The sequence below is a fragment of the Streptomyces sp. NPDC056128 genome (genome assembly GCF_042263835.1).
Classification (GTDB): Bacteria; Actinomycetota; Actinomycetes; order Streptomycetales; family Streptomycetaceae; genus Streptomyces.
The window spans coordinates 32,244-48,900 of sequence record NZ_JBHJVQ010000014.1 but is presented as its reverse complement, the minus strand read 5'-3'; the positions used below and the strand labels follow the sequence as shown (position 1 = coordinate 48,900).

Below are 16,657 nucleotides of genomic sequence, written 5' to 3'. Positions count from 1 at the left end.
AGACACACGTGCAATCTCACTGCCAAAGCGGCACGTTCGTCATCGGCGAGCCGAGCCGCCACGGAAGACACGACGCCTGCTCCAACGGACCGTTCGAGGGAATCACCCGATGCGGCTCCATCAACGCAAGCGGCACACTGCGCGCCACCGCCCGCCCCTCCTGCCGCGCCAGCCGCTCGACCACCGGCACCGTATTGCGGTGCGCCATCAGCCACGCCTCCAACGCCCGATGACCGCCCTCGGCCATCTCTCCTGCCATGCCGAGGCGTTCACCGACCCACGCCACCCACCGCCCCGTCGTCCACCCGGCGGGGCCTCCGGCGAAGCTGCGCCTCATCGCGCGCTGCCGCTCCCGCACCGCCATCGCCTCCGCCACGATCACGGCCTCCGGGTACACCACCAGCGGCACCGCCCACAACGCCGACCGGTCCACCCCCAGCACGTCCTGCCGCCTGCGCCACACCCCGCGCGCCCCCATCTGCCGACACTGCCACCAGTAGACGGCCACCTGCTGCGCATCCGCCATCAACGCCCGCGCATACAAGCCCGTCCTGCGCTGCAGCCGCACCCTGCGCACATGCGCGTCCACCACGTCCGGCAGCTCCGACAGCCCCACCTGGAAACGGCCCCCGGCCGTCGCCGTCCACCGGCCATGCCGTGTGCAGACCGCCCACTGCTCACCGCTGACGCGCCACACCGGCCGCCCGCCGTGCCCCGCCACACACAATGCACACGCTTGCACCGGTGTCTGATCGAGCGGCCACGCCTCGATCTGCACCTGACGACGCGCCCGCGCGCTGATACGGCCATCCGCCCACGACGGCAGCGCCAGCTCCAACTGCCCCACCGAGCGCCCGCTGACCTGCGCCAGACGCTGCTGCGCCACCGGGCCCAGCCGCACCTCCTCAACCTGGGGATCCGCCTGCCCGATCGTGCGGGGTCCGCCGATATGCCGGGCCAACTCCTCGAAAGCCATTCCGTTTCGCTCTGCCAGCCGCCACAGATACGAGGCGAGCGTCTCGCCGTGAATCGGCACCACCCGCCGCGGCAGTGCGGCCATGGGCTCACTTATCAGCATCCGCCGATCCTTCCAGCCCCTTCACCGCGGACCTCACCCGCCCGAAAGGAAGCCACGCCCATGCCGCTGCCCCTGAGCGCCGTCACCGTTCAAGAGGCTCTCGACCGTGCCGACGCACGCCACTGGACCCGCAACCCGCCCCGTTCGCCCCGGGCCCGGCTGGCCTTTCTGCTGCGGCAGGCGGGCTGCGACCAGACCGCACTCGCGGCACGACTCGGCGTGCCAGTCCGCGACCTCGACAGCCTTCGCACGGTGCGCCGGCCGTCCGAGGAGGACCCCGTGCAGCAAGCCGTGGAACGGGACATCATCCGCCTGTGGCAGCCCCGCATCCGCCGACGTGCCCACACCGCCATCCTGCACAACAACGGCCAGATGATGGTCAGTTTCAGAGCCTGGCTGGGCTTCACCGCAGCAGCCGGATCCAGCGACGACCCCCGCCTGCGCTTCCTCACTCTCAGCCTGCAGGCCCCCTACATCGAACGCCTCTTTGCCGCACGACACCGCAACGCTCCTGAGGACGAGCTGCGCCGCATTCTCAGCGACGCCCTGGGCGCCTGCTACTTCCACCGCACCAGACCCGCCCACACTGCAGAGACGGTCACCCTCGACCGCATCGACTACCTCGAGTTCTACTACTGACCGCGCAGACGGCGCCCGTACCCGCGGACACGCCCTGCGTCCGGTCGCTGGAACAAGGGCGGCATGCCAGGAGCGCGCATTTCGTACTGGCCATGCAGAGCCCGCGCCCACGGATTGAGCCGAGGCGCCCGCGCCCCAGCGGCGAGGGCGAGAGCAGAACCCATGGCCGCGGCATTGGCAGAAATCTGCGCAGACAACCACATCCCAGCCAACCGGACAGGCGTTTGTGCCGCGCGCCTCGCAAACCCCGTGTCCGAACTGCTGAGCTCAGGGTCGCAAGGGCGGCCGCCTTTGTCGTTCTTTGCCGCCGGGAGCATGCCGGAGCAAGGATGAGGGCTGGTTGAACGATGCCACCAGCTGGGAGGACCGTATGCGGTGGACGACTGAGGAACAGACCGCCATCCGCGAGCACGCGGCCATGCTGGGCATTTCGACGCAGGATTACATCCGCCAATCCGCCGCCAGCCGAGCTCTGGACTGGCAGCGGCAACGGGACGCATTCCGCGAAATGGCCCGACGGCGCGGTACGAGTGTCGAGGAAATCCTTCAGCAGGGCATGCTCACGGACGACACAGCCTGACTGCTGCCCCGCAGAAGAGTGGCGCCGCCAAGACGAATGGCTGGTTCGCACCGCGCGCACTACCACAGAAAAGGGTACACATGTTCTATTTAGGGGAAGCTGTGACGGCCTGCGGTGACGGATGGTTGGATGCCGATGTCTGGCGGCCCGATGCCTCGTTGGACACGCCACAGGCTGCACGACCAGGCCGGCGGGCGGCCGTGACCGCAGGGGATGGGGAGCCGACGGGTGAGTGACCGCAGTTCGATCGAGTGGACCGAGGCGACGTGGAATCCCACGACCGGCTGCGACCGGGTCTCGGACGGATGCGACAACTGCTACGCGCTGACGCTGGCGAAGCGGCTCAAGGCCATGGGGTCGGCGAAGTACCAGAACGACGGCGATCCCCGCACCTCCGGCCCCGGCTTCGGCCTGACCGTGCACCCGGACGCGCTGCGGGTGCCACTGGGCTGGAAGGCGCCGCGCACGGTGTTCGTGAACTCGATGTCGGACCTCTTCCACGCCCGCGTCCCGCTGGACTACGTCGAGCAGGTCTTCGACGTCATCGCGCAGACCCCGCAGCACACGTATCAGGTGCTCACGAAGCGGGCGCGTCGGCTGCGGCAGGTCGCCGACCGGCTTGAGTGGCCGGCCAACCTGTGGATGGGGGTGTCCGTGGAGAGCGCGAAGGAACTGCCGCGTGTTGAGGACCTGCGGCAGGTTCCGGCCGCGGTGCGGTTCCTGTCGTGCGAGCCGCTACTCGGGCCTTTGGACGGGCTGGACCTGGCGGGCATTCACTGGGTGATCGCCGGAGGCGAGTCCGGCCCCCGCTTCCGCCCCATGGAGCAGGAGTGGGTCACGGGGATCCGGGACGCCTGCCTGCAGGCCGACGTGGCCTTCTTCTTCAAACAATGGGGCGGCCGGACCCCGAAGGCATCCGGCCGGCACCTTCAGGGCCGCACCTGGGACCAGATGCCTATGCCCGAACCTGTGCCTGCAGGCTGATCCGGCTTTTCGTCGTGAGCTTGCCCGGCGACTGGACGGCGATCGCGCCGTCCTGCCGCATCTGCCGGGCCGCCTGCAAGGCATGCTTCGGCATCCAGCGGGCGGTCTCCGTCAGGAGCCACTCGCCGATCGCCTCCACGGTGGTGGCCCCGGCGCTCAGGCGCTGGGCGACCAGTTCGGCCAGCTCGTCGTCGATCAGACCCGCGGCCTGGAACAGGTCGAGCTGGCCGTCTGCTCTCGCACCTCGGGTGCGGGGGTCGCGAAAGCTCTCGCCGTCGAGGTCGTCGACCTTCCACATGGCGTCCTTCATTGCCTTCAGGCCCGCGGTGCTGCCGGTGCCGAAGACGAGGTAGAGGGGCTGCCCGGTGCGGGGGACGAGTTCGAACTGCAGCTGGTAGCCGAAGCCGGCCCGCCGCAGCGCGTCCCGGTAGGTGCGCAGCCACATGCGCCACTTCTCGTCCGGTCTCAGCTCGTCGGCGGCCGCGGTCCAAAAGCCGCGGCCGCCGAAGACCGTGTCGAGGATGTCGGCGTTGAGCTCCTCGCGGCGGCTGAACCAGTTGGGTCCGAAGGTGGTGATGACTTCGCTGGAGCGGTTGCGTGCGATGCGGGACATCACGTGCAACGGCACATTGACGCTGCCCCAGCTGTCGAAGATCCCCAGGATCGGGTGGCCCCAGGCTCCGAGCTCGTCGAGAACTGCGAGGCTGTCGCGGCCCGCTTCACCGCGCCGGACCTCCACCCGTACCGGCAGATCGTTGAGCGGCCCGAAGCGGGAGACGAGTTCCGCCACGAGGTGCTCGTGGCGCGCGCGGTCCTTCTCGATGAATATCAGATGCACCCGCCTGGGGCTGAGGTGCATGCGGTCGACCGCGTGATGAGCGAGCAGGCGGTCCAGGATGAACACCGGCGAGCCCGGCTCGCCGTCCTCGTAGCGGCCCGGGCCGGCGAACGCGTCCAGGAGGGTGACCCGGGGCCGTGCGTAGCCGGTGCTCTGGGAGGTCTGCAGCAGGATCGGCCACCAGGCGTCCAGGTATCGCTGGTACAACCGGTGCTTGGCTGCGGTCGCCGGCTCCAGCTTCCATAAGACGCCCATCCGTGCCCCCTGTTCAGGACCGCCACGGTCGGCGGCTGGCGCGTGCCAGTCGCATCCCCTGGTAACAGATGGTGTGCGCAACGACGTTCAGCGTAAAGACCGCGTATCAGCCGCTGGGGGAGCGGGCCGTCCAGCTGACGGAAGAGCGCGGCCACAGGATCGGCCCCCTCCGGGTGCTGACTCTCACTTCCGTGCCGCAGGCGATTCTCATTCCGATGTCATGTAAGAGATGCCCGTCGCCCGCTAGTTGTATGGGCGTCATGGGGCTACTGGAGACACAACATGAGAACTGTTGATGCAGGCACCTGAGAATCGCCTGTTCAGTTCACTGAGAATCACAATACGAAGACGGCTGTGACCTGCTGGTTCTTCCTGAAGGCGTAGAGAGATGGTCTTCACACGCCTCCACGCCAACTGCGCTCGCGTGTGCTGTACCTGGGCCAACCGACGATACGGCACTCCCGCTAGCGCGGGCTCTTACACGACGAAGACGTGGATCTTGGCGTGGTCCGACGAGTCATCCCCGCTCGCGCGGGTGTTACGGCGTATCGAAGTGGGCGTTGAGCGAGAGTCGGGAGTCATCTCCGCTCGCGCGGGCGTTACTCAGCCGACTACTCCAGGCTCGGCAGCGCGGCCGAGTCACCCCCGCTCACGCGGGCGTTACATCAAGGGACTGCGGTTCATTCGGATCGAGCCGGCGGTGCGGGCCGGGCCAAGACCATCGGCCGAGCTTAGTGACTCAAGCAGGCGAAGTAGGTCATGCTGGGGCAAAGCTACCGTGCACCCCCGGGGGTTGAACTGCCCGTTCACTCCGGACAGTTGCACGGTGGCCTGCCAGTTTGAGCAGGGAGCAGACACCGGCAGGCGGTGCACCCGAGGGAGCAGAACCCGCGCACTCAACCGCGGAGATCCCCTACACCACTCAGCGGGTCGCCATCCAAGACTGCACCCTTCACAGCCGAACTCTGGACGCGATGACCGGCTCACTCCCGCTCGGACGGGCTCTACCTCAAGTACGAACCCATGTAGGCGGCACGGATCGAGTCACTCCCGCTAGCGCGGGATCTACCTGAGCCTAGCCGCGGGCGCGATACGGTCCGCTGGGTCATTCCCGCTCGCGCGGGCGATACGCCCTATGCACCCCCGAGCCGTTCCCGTGCAGGTGAGCTCTACTACACGATCTGCGCCCGCCGCCCGGACATCATCGATTCACTCCCGCTCACGCGGGCTTACCCGACCAAATGCTCCCGAGTTCACTAGCACAAGCGCACATGATCACGGCCGCGGCGTGTGCACTGGAGTGTGAGTCACTCCCGCTCGCGCAGGCGCGGCCTGGTGTTCAGCCCGTTCAGCAGGTACGCGTACGAGTCATCCCCGCTCGCGCGGGCGCTACGACGTGACTGGATCGACAGCGGGCCTGCACTCGGGTCATCCCCGCCCGGGTTCCACATACCGTCCAATTACCCCGGTCCGCTGGACGCTCGCGCGGGCTCTGATGGCCGGTGACCACCTGGCAGGGCTGGCAGCACGGGTCACTCCCGCTCGTGCGGGCGCTGCGTCGATCTGATCAACGGCAGACTGGATCGCCACGGGGCTACTCTCGCCTGCGCGGCACCCACATACCACCCGGTCGTCCCGATTTGCTGGGCGCTCGCGCGGGCTCCCGGGGTGACGGTCAGCCGGTAAGGGCCTGCGTACGGATCACTCCCGCTCGTACGGGCTTTACGCGACGAAGGGACCGAGCAAGGCGCAGCAGGCTGGGTCACTCCCGGTCACGCCGGCTCTGGGGCCACCACAACCCTCACGACGTCCGCCAGATCGAGTCACTCCTGCTTGCGCAGGCTTTGCCTGGTCACCGCTGCATCTGCGGAGGAGTGCGAGTCGGACCCGCTCACGCGGGCGCTACAGCGGCTGGAGCAGCAAGCTGAACAGGGCCGCGGAGTCACTCCCGCTCGTGCGGGCTCCACCTTTTTTGGCCTGATCTTTCTGGAGCAGTTTGTGAGGGGTCTGTCAAATGAACGGGTCTGTTCCGTAGTCGGTGGTGACGGAGGGTGTGATCAGCCCAGGAGGATGCGGTGTCGGAGGAGAGGGAAGCTCGCGCGGCCGTACATCTGGCGCTTGATCAGCTTGGTTTTGTTGTTGACACCTTCGGTGCCGCCGTTGTGGTGCGGAAGGGTGAGGGCGGCGTCGACTGCGGCGCGGTCCTTGTCGAGGCCCCGGGTGAAGGCATGTAGGTGGGGCAGGTACTCGGCCTGGACCGAGGTGATCCAGGTGCTCAGCAGGGCGGCATTGCCGTCGGCGGGATCCAGCAGCATGGCGAAGCGGTGGATGAGGTCGGCCAGAGCGGTCATCTCGTGGCAGGCAGCGCGGGCGGCCTCGATACGTTCCCGCTGGTGCTCCTTCAGGCGGTCGGGGCGGGTGAGCAGGTAGCGGGCCAGGCGCCGGGGAGACAGCGCGGGCCGGTCGGCCTCGACACGGCCCTGGTTGATGTAGCGGACGAGCAGGTTCGAGCTGCCGGTGTAGCCCAGCTCCCTGATCTCCTGGAGGAGATGGGTGACGGGGACGGCCGGGTTCTCCAGCCGGCGTCGGCGCAGGTGATCATGGTAGGGATCCACGAGGGTGGGCCGGTACTTTGGGGCGCGGATGAGGCGCTCGGGCTCGGCGACGCGGTCGTAGCGCTTGACGGTGTTGAGAGCCAGGTTCAGTCGGCGCGCGCACTCCAGAAGTCCGACTCCGCGCTCGCGCAGGGTGTGGACCTGCTGCCAGCGCTCGCGGGTGGTGGCGGCCTGTCTCCCCTCGGCCGGGGGCGGGCCCGCTTTCGCCCAGCAGGTGCTGTGCGCGGCGACCTCCTTGCGGACGGCCTCGGCGAGGTTGTGCCACAGGTGCCAGCGGTCGCTGATCTGGACCGCGTCGGGCAGGGCTCGGCGGACCGCCTCGGCGTAGGTGGCCGATCCGTCCCGGCACACGGCCTCGATGCCCGGATGCCCGCGCAGCCAGGCTTCCAGAGTGGCGGCTTCGCGGCCGGGCAGTACCTCGATCCGCTGGCCGGTCTCGGCGTTGATGATGATCGTTGCGTAGCTGTGCCGGCGCCGCAGTGCGAAGTCGTCGACCCCGATCACCCGCGGGATCCGAACCTCCGGCACGGGCACCCGCCGCAGAAGCCGCAGGGCGGAGGCGTACGACACGGGCACGGCCAGGGATCGGGCGAGTCGGGCGGAGGCCCGGCCGCATAACTCCTTGACCAGCTCGGAGAGCTGGCCGGTCAGACGTGTGGTGCGGCGCTGATGGCGCTCCAGGAGCCCGGGGACCTGCTCTCGGAAGGTCTGCCGCCTGCAGCCCAGTACCGGACAGACCAGCCGTCGTATCCTCACCCGGACCACGACCTGTCGGCCGTCGACCGGCACATCCCGCACCGTCCGGCCGTGATACCCGTGGACCCGCCCCGTCACCACTCCGCACAGCGGACAGGGAACGGGAACATCCCGGGTCCGAGCCGAAACCCGGACTACCTCGCCACCGTCCGCCACATCCTCGATGACCAACGCCGACAACCCCGAAAACACCGTTTCCACAAGCGTGTTCGCATCATGCACGCTCGATGATCACAGGCGAGCACTCACTGTCGCCACCGACTAAGGAACAGAGCCGAACGTTTTACAGTCCCCGGGCAGGCGGTGGTTCTTCTCCCAGCTACTGCCTCCGGCGAACTGCAGCGTCAAGGACAGAGTGCGCGGCCTGGCCGCAGCGGCGTAGCAGGCAGGCCAGTTCTACGACCAGGTCCAGGAGGTCGGCACGGGCTTTGGCTCCGTCCAGGACGTGCCGGCCGAAGCGGAGGCCGACGGTGACGGCCGCGGCCAGGGACCGGGGGACGACGGGGCGGAGATCGATACCGCTCTCGAACGCGCAGCTGCTCCCAGCCGGCATCGGGCTGCGTGGACCGATGCCGACGGACGCCGTGGTGTAGAGCACGACGTCCGCCGCCGGCTGGTGCCGGTACGGACCTCGATCTGCCGCTGGCGGCGGGCCCAGCCGAGTCGGACCAGGTGCAAGAGTCCCTCCGGAGCACCCGGTGCCGGGTTGCGGCCTGCTCGGGTCCGAACGGGGTGTAGGCGGCCGCCAGGGCACTACGCCCTCGGCGGCCTGAAGATCCAGTTCACGAACGTCGAACACGTGGAGTTCAACCTGTAGGGACGCGGGGGCGTGCCTACTGGCCTTGTCCGGCCGAGGTGATCAGGGCGATGAGGACGAGGAGGCACGTGACGAGGGTGATGACGTCACTTGCGCTCCACCCTTGCTGGAAGGCCAGGGCGAGAGCGGCGGCAACGACGTACGGCCACGAATGGCGCGGTCGCTGCGGCGAGTTGGGGGTGAGCATGGGCCCTCCTGAGAATCTCCTGGTCTGTTGGAGACCCACGTTCATCCATGGTTTCGTTGTCCGGCACAGAGGCATGCGGTTGCCGCAGGTGAGGGCTCGTAAATCGCGGACAACCCGGATTTTGTCCCGGGACAACACGGAGGCGGGGGAGCGGATGGGGCGACCGCAGGGGGACTTGAAAGGGCTGACGGAACAGGCAAACGAGTTCGCCAGCTGGTTACGCAGGATCACCCATGGGGTGACGGTGCGGACCTTGGAGAAGGACTTCTCCCATGGCAGGTCCTCGTGGAGCAGGTACAAGGATGGCAGCCAACTGCCGTCGGCGGACTTGGTCAAGCAGGTGACCACCCGTTACCTGCACGAGCCTGAAATGCGCAAGCGCCAGCTGGAGCATGGGCTGAGCCTCCTTGCTGCTGCCGAGCGGGCTGCGCGGGCACTGGCTGACAAAGCCGCGCCACCCGGCGCGGCTCAACCGGTCACGCGAGCAGCGCAGCGACACGCTGATGCAGTGACGCTTGCGTTGCGTCTGGACGACGCGCGCATGCTCCAGTTCGAGGCGACACGGAAGTATGAAGCCTCCGAGCGGCGGCGCGAGGAGCTGGAGACGATGGTCTCGGTCCTCGAACAGCGCATCACCATCTTGGAGAGCGAGCGGGACAGGGCACGAGAGGATGTCCGCGCGGAGCTGCAGAGTGAGCTGCAGATGTCGCAGGAGTACCGACGTCAGGCAGGCGAGAGGCTCCGGAAGGCCGACAGAGCTGTAGAGCGGGCCCGTCAGCTGCGGCTCGCGGCGGACAGGCAAGTGGCTCGCGGGCAGCACGAGCTGCTCCGCGCCGATGGCGGCGTCGCAGAGGGGGTTCCGCCCCTCACACCGGGTACGACCGTGGCCGAAGAGCTGGGACTGAACCCCCTGCACCGTTTCCATGAGTTCCTCGACGTCAATCAGCAGCAGATGGACGCCTTGGAGGACGAGCTGGACGCACTCGCCAGGGAGCTCGGGGTCGACGAGGAACAGGACTCGCCTGACGACCCTGCGACGACCCGCGTTGTCTGGGGACAGGTCGTCGACCCTGACGGTGACGGGACTGTCCACGGACAGATAACGGACAGTCCGCAGGAACCCCTGACCGGCGTAGACGCCGCCCGCAGGGCCAAGGAAATCGAGGCTGGGCCGCCCCGAGAGGCAGCTCGCACTGCATCCGCGCACCCTCGAAACGCCATGTCCAAGGCACTGGTCGTCGGCTTGGACACGGTCAGCACTCCCGACGCGCTGGCGGCGGCGCTCTCCGAGCTGCGACGCCGCGACGGAGCACAGCCGATTCGGAAGCTGGCTGCCGCGCTGCCCCACGACATGAGAGACGACGTGCTCGGCGCTGCGATCGGGCGCTGGATGGACGGTGACGAACTCCCCGACACCTGGCCCCATCTTGAGGCCTTGGTACGCCAGATGGGCGCAACGGACGACGAGGCTGCGGCCTTCGAACAGGCCTACCGGCGAATCGTTTCCAGCGGCCCCACCGGGTGGAGTGCCCGCAACCGAGATCTGGCCGACCTGGCTCCCTTTGCCCGCAGCCTGCTCCGTCTCCGCAGAACAGATGGTGCGACGCGTCCCCGGAAGGGGGAACGGGCCATCGCCGCTGTTGCGCCGGCCGTAGTGTTCGCTGTAACGACCGCTTACACGGCCGCTCTCCAGGCCTCCCCTCGACCTGGACCGTACACGCTGAGCATCTATGGAGCTCTCCTGCTGGCCGGATGCCTGTTCTTCCTACTCGTCACCACGCGGGTCGCCGTCCTTTGCGTACGAGGGGGGCGCACTCTGTTGAGTAAACGATTTGGCGCTGTCTGCCTTGCGGCCAGCGGCTTTGCCGCCCCAGCAGGGCTGGCGCTGCCCTGGCTTCTGGAATCCGACTCTCCCGGTCGCTGGCTCGCCCACGCCATGGGTCTCTTGTGACCAGGGCCAGACCAAGGCACCGGTCGCCCCGACCACGGCAGGCCAGGAGCCGGTGATGTGCTCGCTAACCGAGCACCGCGGAGCGCCGACGTCGGTGATTGCGAGGTACTCGGTGGGGACCTGGACGTAGTCGACGCCGTCGACCGGCCTCACCAAGGTCGTACGGCGGGGACGGCCACAGCAACGCCCTCTCACAGAAGCTGCCGCTGAGCGGCGTTCTGCGGCATTCGCTCGTTCCCGCGTGAAGTCCCGTGCGTCCGATGCTCGTTTACGCCGTTGCGTCACCCTTTCAGGGCACCGGCGCGGGGCCGGGGTGACTGGAACCGTGGACCTTCGACTGGTGATCTCGCAGCCGTTAGACCGGTGCGGGCTTCGAATCGAAGGGACGCGACATGGCAGACATCGTGCAGATCCGCGCGAAGATCGAGACGGCCAGCGTGGACTACGCGGGGACGGCGCGAGTTCGTCCTCGACTCGGGCAACGGGGACGACTTCGACAACGCAGTTACTGCCGCCATCACGGCGACATCAGTTGCGCGGCAACAACCATGCGCCGAAGGCGGCGATCACTCCAAGAAAGGTCACAATCGCCATGAACGACGGCATTGGCAGGCCAGTCGGCCAAATCGTGGCTCGGTGATGACTATTCAACGCGAGTAGCAGACGTTCCCGACGTCGAGGCGTAATGATCAGCACCGTTCTGGTCAGATACACGTCGATCAACCTCAGCAGGGCGCTATAGGCAAGAGCGATCCCGCCCATCACGGCCCATCCTTTGGACCGCTGTTCCTCCTGCATCACCCAAAGGACGAATACCCCAAACCATACGAAGAACGTGAGCCCGTAGGTGGCCACGGCCAAGGACTCCAGCCAAATTCTGCGCCTCCGCCTCCAGAACTGGGCAGGTTCCAAGAGCGCTCCAAGCTGGCCGCAGGTGCTCTGCACCCAACTCTCATCGGTGCCGGTCACACGGACGCCACTTGCGGAATCCGGCCCCGCAGGTGACCGAGCCTCCGTGACTACGCCAAAGTGCGCCACAATGCATGGTTCTGTCTCGCCTGATTTGCGGCCCTCAACGCGCAGATCCTCCACGCTCGCTGGATCACCAAGGGCCGTGAGTAGGTCGGTAAGGGTCGATGCCTGGACCTCTTGGCGCATCTCAATCTCCTGACGTCTCGTCGCGTGAGGCGCATGGACAAGTGTGACTGTTCCTCCAGGTCCGAGAGATGAAGCAACCTGAGCGATGAACTCCTCCAGGCTTGGCTGCAAGAGCCACAGGCTCGTCTTCTTCGTCTGGGCTACCCAAGTCGTCGACACCAGAGGGATGTTAATGCTGGGGCAGGGCCTGCACGAATCTCATCAAGCCGTTGGTTGCCTGTCAGGCACGAACCCGCGCAGGACTCTCGTCTCAGACACTGCACCCCGCGCGGGTTCGTGCCAAACGCGTTCAGGAATCCGCGAACCCGCGCACTTCCGCTTCGACGATGGCGTGGCGGGCTTCGTCTCGGCTGATGCCGCGAGTTCGCTTCCCGCGGTTCCAGCAGTCGCCGATGTGGACCTGGACGGGCGCGCTGTCCCGGTTGAGTCCCACCTCCAGCAGCCAGGCGGGGGCGGCGGCCGGTGTTCACGGCCGTATTGCTGCTCCCGCTCCCGCTACTCCTTGGCCTTGATCGCTTCCCGTACTTCATCAAGGAGCAGCATGAGGAAGGTCTCCAGAGTGCGGAGACGGAGCAGGTTGTCCTGTGACAACGAAGGTTGAGCGCGTGCCATCGGAGTCAGGGTGCCGCGGCGGGCGATGGCCGGCGGGAGACCTGCTGCCCGGGCGCCCAGGCAGCGCGCTTGGGTAAACCCCTTGTCGAGCCGTTGACTGTTCAAGATCGCTCACACGGGTGAACCCGGGCCAGCGACAGAACCGGTCCCCAGGGACGGCGTGTCGTGCAGGGTATGGAAGCGATCAACGCAGTGCACGTGTCGGAGCCCGGTCTGGTCGTGGTCGATGTCGCCGCGGTCGACGACGAGACGGCATTCGCCTTTCACACGGCGCTGGCCACCCGGTGGGCCACCACCTTCGTGGAACGCACCACGCGGGATCCGGGCCAGCCGGGCGTCCGGCTGCGCTGCTACCTCGACCTGCGCCAGCCCGGCATCGGCGGGATGGGCGATTCCTGAACGACGCCCTGCGGGGTGGTCACCGAGCGAAGGCCGTGGCAACAGGTTGGCGGGGGGCAAGCCCTGTGACGTGCCGGGGGCGTTGTGTGCGGACTCGTCGACCGGCACCGGTCCAAGGGCCCTGTTGCTGTGCGTGAGGCGTTGGAAGAAACGGGGCACGGATGGACGGCAGCCGATGACCGGCCTTCAGCCATCGCTCAGAGCGAGCCTGGGCCCCGCTCGGTCACGAGGGCAGGCGGGCCAGAATGTTCGGGCAGGCTACCGGGCCAGTTCCACGGTGATTTCTTCGTTCGTGCACCGGGCCAGCTCACTGTTCAGGGCCTGCTTCTCCGCCTGGTCGACCGACAGTCGGAAGCGGGTCTTCACCACCACCCACTGCGTGTTGTACTCGCACCGATTGCCGTCGGCCGGCGGCTGCCACTGCGCGGGGTCTTTTTCTCCCTTGGAGCGGTTGCTGCGTGCGGACACCATGACCAGGGACCGCGGGTCGCCGAGGTCGTTGGCGAAGTCCTGCCGCTCCTGGGCTGTCCAGTCGGGTGCTCCGCTGTCCCAGGCCTCGCCCAGCGGAACGCGGTGGTCGGCGTCGAGCCCGCTGGGTCCGTCGATGTACGTGTTGTCGTAGGCGCTGTACCAGCGGCCGCCGGTCAGCTTGCACCCGGCGCTCTGCTCGGGTGCGATGACGGCCTCCTCCAGGAGCAGCTCCTGGCGTGTGTTGCAACCGTCTCGGTCGGCGTCGATCCAGTGCCGGAAGTAGCTGCGCTTGTATGCGGTGGTGTCCTCCTCGGCGACGTCCAGCGCGTCCAGCGCCTCGCGGACGGTCAGGGTGACGGAGCCCCCGGGCGCGGCGGCTCGAGCCGGAGCGGCGTGGGCGGGGGCAGGCAGGAGCAGGGCGGTCACGACGGTGGCAAGCGCGACGATACGACGCACGGATGTCCCTTCGAAGAACTGGCGGGTCGCGCTCTTGCCTACCAAGGGCCGACGCCGACGCGCCCGGGACCGGCGGCACGGCCACCGGATCGAGGGGGAAACCGAGGGACCAGCAGTCCTCATTCCTCACTTGCTCCAGCACGGTCGAGGGGCCCCAGCCGGCCAGGGCCCCAGGCTCGGCCCGTAGCGTTGGAGCTGCGGTGCCGCCCACCCCTCAGAGCTGGCTGCTTCAGGTCCTGTGTGTCGTTGCCACACTGGAGGTGGGGCCAGGGGTAACGCGGCCCTGGCCGCTGCGATGCACGGCGGGAGCGATGAGCGACCGTTGGCGGTCCGAGTCTCAGAGCTCGGCGAAAGTCGACTGCTCTCACTCGCCCGCGGCGGGAGCGTCCAGAGGAAGAGGGAGGGGCAGCAGACGCTTGCGTGTCTCTATCTGAGTCGGCGTGATCTCACACAGGCCTGGCAGCATTTTGATGATGGCCGCAGCGAGGATGTGCTCACCCGTGGAGGTTCGCGGTGCCGCCCCAAGCGATCGCGTGCGGAGCAGGGCCCCCTCAATGATGGTGTTGAACAGTCCGGCCATGTCCATGTAGGTCACACCGGGGCGCAGCCGCACGTCGTAGGCAGTGAGCAGGGCCTCGTACAGACTGGCCCAGACGAGAAGCATTTCGTTTTCGATCCGGGCAACAGCTTCGCGGATGCTCGGCTTGTGCGGCAGGGCGGCTTCGAAGAAGGTCTGCAGGGCGACGACGGGGTCCTCCGCGCTCGACGCCATCTCCACCTCTACACCAGCGCGGATGAGCTCGCCCAGCGGCAGCGACTGTGCCTGGTCGACGAGTTGTTGCTGAGCCTCCAGGATTCTTCTCAGCGTGGGGCCGCTGCGGAAGATGTAGGCCAGAAGATCTTCGATGAACGCCTCCTGGTGACCCCACGTATCGCTCCACCGCTGCTTGTCCAGCGACTGTGCAAGCTCCGGGTCCGGGATCAGCCGCGCGGCCGCGTGCATCAGCTCCTCGCCGCTGAGGTTGCGGAAGAGGCGCCGCTCGGCCGCCGCTTCGCCCTTCAGATGATGCTGGTGCAGCAGGTATGCGCCCAGGTCGCAGAACGCACGCGTCCGTCCGTCCCTCGCCCACATCGCCTGAGTATTGGCCGTGCGGCTGACCCGGACCCGTCGAAAGACAGAAGCCAGGTCTTCGTCAGGGGCCCCCGCCCAACGGGAGGACCACCTCTGCCACGTCCACTTCGTCGCCATCCCACACCCCTCTGCGCTCGGGGCGCCTAGCGCCCAAGCCCTGCTCGAGTCAAGGGCCACCATGGATGGCCACACCGGATTCCATCTCCAGTGTGCTCGCTCAGCGGCGCCCTGGGACGGCGAACGGCAACGGCCCCTGACGAAAAGACGGACGCTCCCAAGACTGATGACTCGGCTGCACAGCGCAGCGAGTTCGGCAAGGAGCCGTCATGAAACTTCCCCTCCGGCACAAGAAACCAGCTGTCCTCATGGCTGGCACAGTCGTCACTGCTCTGGGAGGCGCGGTCGGTGCCCTCCTCACTGCGCAAGAGCTCCTCGCGCAGAACGGAACCATGGCGAGCGCCTGGTGCGGCGTCTCAACAGCGCTTCTGACGGCATCGGCAGCGTTGGGACGCGCCCGCAGCCGCCGCCGGGGCAGGAACGCAGCCGGCCCATGCTCGTGCGCTTGCACTCCGGAGGAGAGCAGCTAGCCCGCCCGCTGCCGCAGAGCGGCGGCGTTGGAACCGACCGCGCGCGACGCCGGCCCACCGCTGAGGGTCTCAACGGAGCCGTCGTCCGCAGTGGTTGGCAAGCTCCGGAGCCGCCCAGAAGACGAGCTGGTGACAGCGTCCTCACACGTGCGGCAGTGCTACACGGGCCCAGACGGACTTGCCTGAGGGGGAATGGGAAGTCCAACCCCAGGCTCCGCTCAGCGCGTTGACGATGAGCAGCCCTCGGTGACGCTCGGCGAGCAGGGGAGGAGCAGCCAGACGCGGGCGTGCGCGTCCCGGGTCCCGAACTACGCACAAGAGGGTCTGCGGGCGAAGAGCGAGGGCCAGCCACACCGCGGGCTTGTCCGGGGAGCGTCTTCCTCGGTGGGGTTGACCGTGGCGCACCGCGTTGGCAACGAGTTCCGACACGATCTGCACGGTGTCGTCGCAGATGCTGTGCAGCTTCCAGTCCGTCAGCGCCCGGCGCGTGAACTGCCGTGCCTCATAGCAGCAAGCCGTCGTCACGGGGATTCGGTGAGCCGCGAAACGGGTGCTGCCCAGACCGGTGCGAACGGCCAGGTTGGGCGTGGGGGCAACGGGCTCGCCGAGGAACAGATTCAGGCCGCGCTCCGCGCGCCCAGCCGGTGCGATCAGCGGCTGGAAGTCGTTGCGACGCAGCGTCATTGTCCGTCCCCCGGAGCAGGTGGCGTGCTGATGCACGGCATGCCGTCTTGACCGTCACTATTCCCGCTTGCTGCTCGTTCCTGCAAGCGCGGCACTGCAATTGCAGAGCCGAAAGAATCGCAAACATGATCGAGTACGGCTGTGGGCGGGGGTCGGCCGTGCAGCGAAGAAAGGTGCCGAGGCATGCAGAGAGTGGAGAACGGCGCACAGGCGAGCGGCATCGAGGGAGCGGCATGGCGCAAGAGCAGCCGCAGCGGTGGCAACGGGAACTGCGTGGAGATGGCAGCCCTGGCCGGCGGGGAGGTAGCGGTACGCAATTCCCGGTTCCCCGACGGGCCCGCTCTGGTATACACGCGCCAGGAGATCGAGGCATTCATGGAAGGCGTCAGAGACGGCGAGTTCGATTTCACCCTGGCGTAGCGGCGCGTAACGCCCTGGCCATTTCCTGACGCGGCCGG

The 16,657-nt window shown here is 67.6% G+C and carries 15 protein-coding genes; 6 read left to right on the top strand and 9 right to left on the bottom strand.

Annotation, left to right across the window (positions count from 1 at the left end; genetic code table 11):
- Positions 1-16: 16 nt before the first annotated feature.
- Positions 17-1,060 carry a TniQ family protein gene (locus tag ACFC1X_RS24480; RefSeq protein WP_376356947.1) on the bottom strand — a complete coding sequence of 348 codons (1,044 nt, stop codon included), beginning with the start codon at positions 1,058-1,060 and terminating at the stop codon, positions 17-19.
- 78 nt (positions 1,061-1,138) lie between these two features.
- Between ACFC1X_RS24480 and tpg the strand changes: the two genes are divergently transcribed.
- The 3 genes from tpg to ACFC1X_RS24465 all read left to right on the top strand — a co-directional run bounded on the left by tpg (position 1,139) and on the right by ACFC1X_RS24465 (position 3,281).
- Positions 1,139-1,717 (top strand): telomere-protecting terminal protein Tpg, encoded by a 579-nt coding sequence (gene tpg, locus ACFC1X_RS24475; protein WP_376356945.1) that lies wholly within the window; start codon positions 1,139-1,141, stop codon positions 1,715-1,717.
- Between the two features lie 340 nt (positions 1,718-2,057).
- On the top strand, positions 2,058-2,297 hold the full coding sequence (locus ACFC1X_RS24470; RefSeq protein WP_376356943.1) for a hypothetical protein: 240 nt from the start codon (positions 2,058-2,060) through the stop codon (positions 2,295-2,297).
- A 228-nt stretch (positions 2,298-2,525) separates the two neighbouring features.
- On the top strand, positions 2,526-3,281 hold the full coding sequence (locus tag ACFC1X_RS24465; RefSeq protein ID WP_376356941.1) for a DUF5131 family protein: 756 nt from the start codon (positions 2,526-2,528) through the stop codon (positions 3,279-3,281).
- Here the strand turns inward: ACFC1X_RS24465 and ACFC1X_RS24460 are convergent.
- The 3 genes from ACFC1X_RS24460 to ACFC1X_RS24450 form a co-directional block, all read right to left on the bottom strand.
- Positions 3,253-4,374, bottom strand: coding sequence for a three-Cys-motif partner protein TcmP (locus tag ACFC1X_RS24460; RefSeq protein WP_376356939.1), 1,122 nt, complete (start codon positions 4,372-4,374; stop codon positions 3,253-3,255). The genes ACFC1X_RS24465 and ACFC1X_RS24460 overlap by 29 nt on opposite strands.
- A gap of 2,057 nt (positions 4,375-6,431) precedes the next feature.
- Positions 6,432-7,937, bottom strand: a complete 1,506-nt coding sequence (locus tag ACFC1X_RS24455; RefSeq protein WP_376357100.1) for an ISL3 family transposase — start codon at positions 7,935-7,937, stop codon at positions 6,432-6,434.
- Between the two features lie 641 nt (positions 7,938-8,578).
- Positions 8,579-8,749 carry a hypothetical protein gene (locus ACFC1X_RS24450; RefSeq protein WP_376356937.1) on the bottom strand — a complete coding sequence of 57 codons (171 nt, stop codon included), beginning with the start codon at positions 8,747-8,749 and terminating at the stop codon, positions 8,579-8,581.
- A 253-nt stretch (positions 8,750-9,002) separates the two neighbouring features.
- On the opposite strand from ACFC1X_RS24450, the gene ACFC1X_RS24445 reads away from it, so the two are divergent.
- Positions 9,003-10,700, top strand: a complete 1,698-nt coding sequence (locus ACFC1X_RS24445; RefSeq protein WP_376356935.1) for a hypothetical protein — start codon at positions 9,003-9,005, stop codon at positions 10,698-10,700.
- A 528-nt stretch (positions 10,701-11,228) separates the two neighbouring features.
- Here the strand turns inward: ACFC1X_RS24445 and ACFC1X_RS24440 are convergent.
- Both ACFC1X_RS24440 and ACFC1X_RS24435 read right to left on the bottom strand, forming a co-directional pair.
- Positions 11,229-11,555, bottom strand: coding sequence for a hypothetical protein (locus ACFC1X_RS24440; RefSeq protein WP_376356933.1), 327 nt, complete (start codon positions 11,553-11,555; stop codon positions 11,229-11,231).
- 592 nt (positions 11,556-12,147) lie between these two features.
- Positions 12,148-12,291, bottom strand: a complete 144-nt coding sequence (locus tag ACFC1X_RS24435; RefSeq protein WP_376356931.1) for a DUF6233 domain-containing protein — start codon at positions 12,289-12,291, stop codon at positions 12,148-12,150.
- 353 nt (positions 12,292-12,644) lie between these two features.
- Between ACFC1X_RS24435 and ACFC1X_RS24430 the strand changes: the two genes are divergently transcribed.
- Positions 12,645-12,869, top strand: coding sequence for a DUF6207 family protein (locus tag ACFC1X_RS24430; protein ID WP_361645554.1), 225 nt, complete (start codon positions 12,645-12,647; stop codon positions 12,867-12,869).
- 258 nt (positions 12,870-13,127) lie between these two features.
- On the opposite strand, the gene ACFC1X_RS24425 is transcribed toward ACFC1X_RS24430, so the two are convergent.
- The 3 genes from ACFC1X_RS24425 to ACFC1X_RS24415 form a co-directional block, all read right to left on the bottom strand.
- Complete coding sequence (locus ACFC1X_RS24425; RefSeq protein WP_376356929.1) at positions 13,128-13,796, bottom strand: HNH endonuclease family protein; 669 nt, start codon at positions 13,794-13,796, stop codon at positions 13,128-13,130.
- Between the two features lie 364 nt (positions 13,797-14,160).
- Positions 14,161-15,045 (bottom strand): hypothetical protein, encoded by an 885-nt coding sequence (locus ACFC1X_RS24420; protein ID WP_376356927.1) that lies wholly within the window; start codon positions 15,043-15,045, stop codon positions 14,161-14,163.
- 611 nt (positions 15,046-15,656) lie between these two features.
- Positions 15,657-16,199: an ATP-binding protein gene (locus ACFC1X_RS24415; protein ID WP_376356925.1), complete on the bottom strand. Its 543-nt coding sequence runs from the start codon at positions 16,197-16,199 to the stop codon at positions 15,657-15,659.
- A gap of 183 nt (positions 16,200-16,382) precedes the next feature.
- Between ACFC1X_RS24415 and ACFC1X_RS24410 the strand changes: the two genes are divergently transcribed.
- Entirely contained in the window at positions 16,383-16,619 is a 237-nt protein-coding gene (locus ACFC1X_RS24410) for a DUF397 domain-containing protein (protein WP_376356923.1), read from the top strand.
- Positions 16,620-16,657: the final 38 nt, after the last annotated feature.

Excerpts from the sequence above, each read along its gene's own strand:
- ACFC1X_RS24480 (WP_376356947.1), bottom strand. The coding sequence starts at position 1,060 with ATGGCCGCACTGCCGCGGCGGGTGGTGCCGATTCACGGCGAGACGCTC.
- tpg (WP_376356945.1), top strand. The coding sequence starts at position 1,139 with ATGCCGCTGCCCCTGAGCGCCGTCACCGTTCAAGAGGCTCTCGACCGT.
- ACFC1X_RS24460 (WP_376356939.1), bottom strand. The coding sequence starts at position 4,374 with ATGGGCGTCTTATGGAAGCTGGAGCCGGCGACCGCAGCCAAGCACCGG.
- ACFC1X_RS24450 (WP_376356937.1), bottom strand. The coding sequence starts at position 8,749 with ATGCTCACCCCCAACTCGCCGCAGCGACCGCGCCATTCGTGGCCGTAC.
- ACFC1X_RS24430 (WP_361645554.1), top strand. The coding sequence starts at position 12,645 with ATGGAAGCGATCAACGCAGTGCACGTGTCGGAGCCCGGTCTGGTCGTG.
- ACFC1X_RS24420 (WP_376356927.1), bottom strand. The coding sequence starts at position 15,045 with ATGGCGACGAAGTGGACGTGGCAGAGGTGGTCCTCCCGTTGGGCGGGG.
- ACFC1X_RS24415 (WP_376356925.1), bottom strand. The coding sequence starts at position 16,199 with ATGACGCTGCGTCGCAACGACTTCCAGCCGCTGATCGCACCGGCTGGG.
- ACFC1X_RS24410 (WP_376356923.1), top strand. The coding sequence starts at position 16,383 with ATGCAGAGAGTGGAGAACGGCGCACAGGCGAGCGGCATCGAGGGAGCG.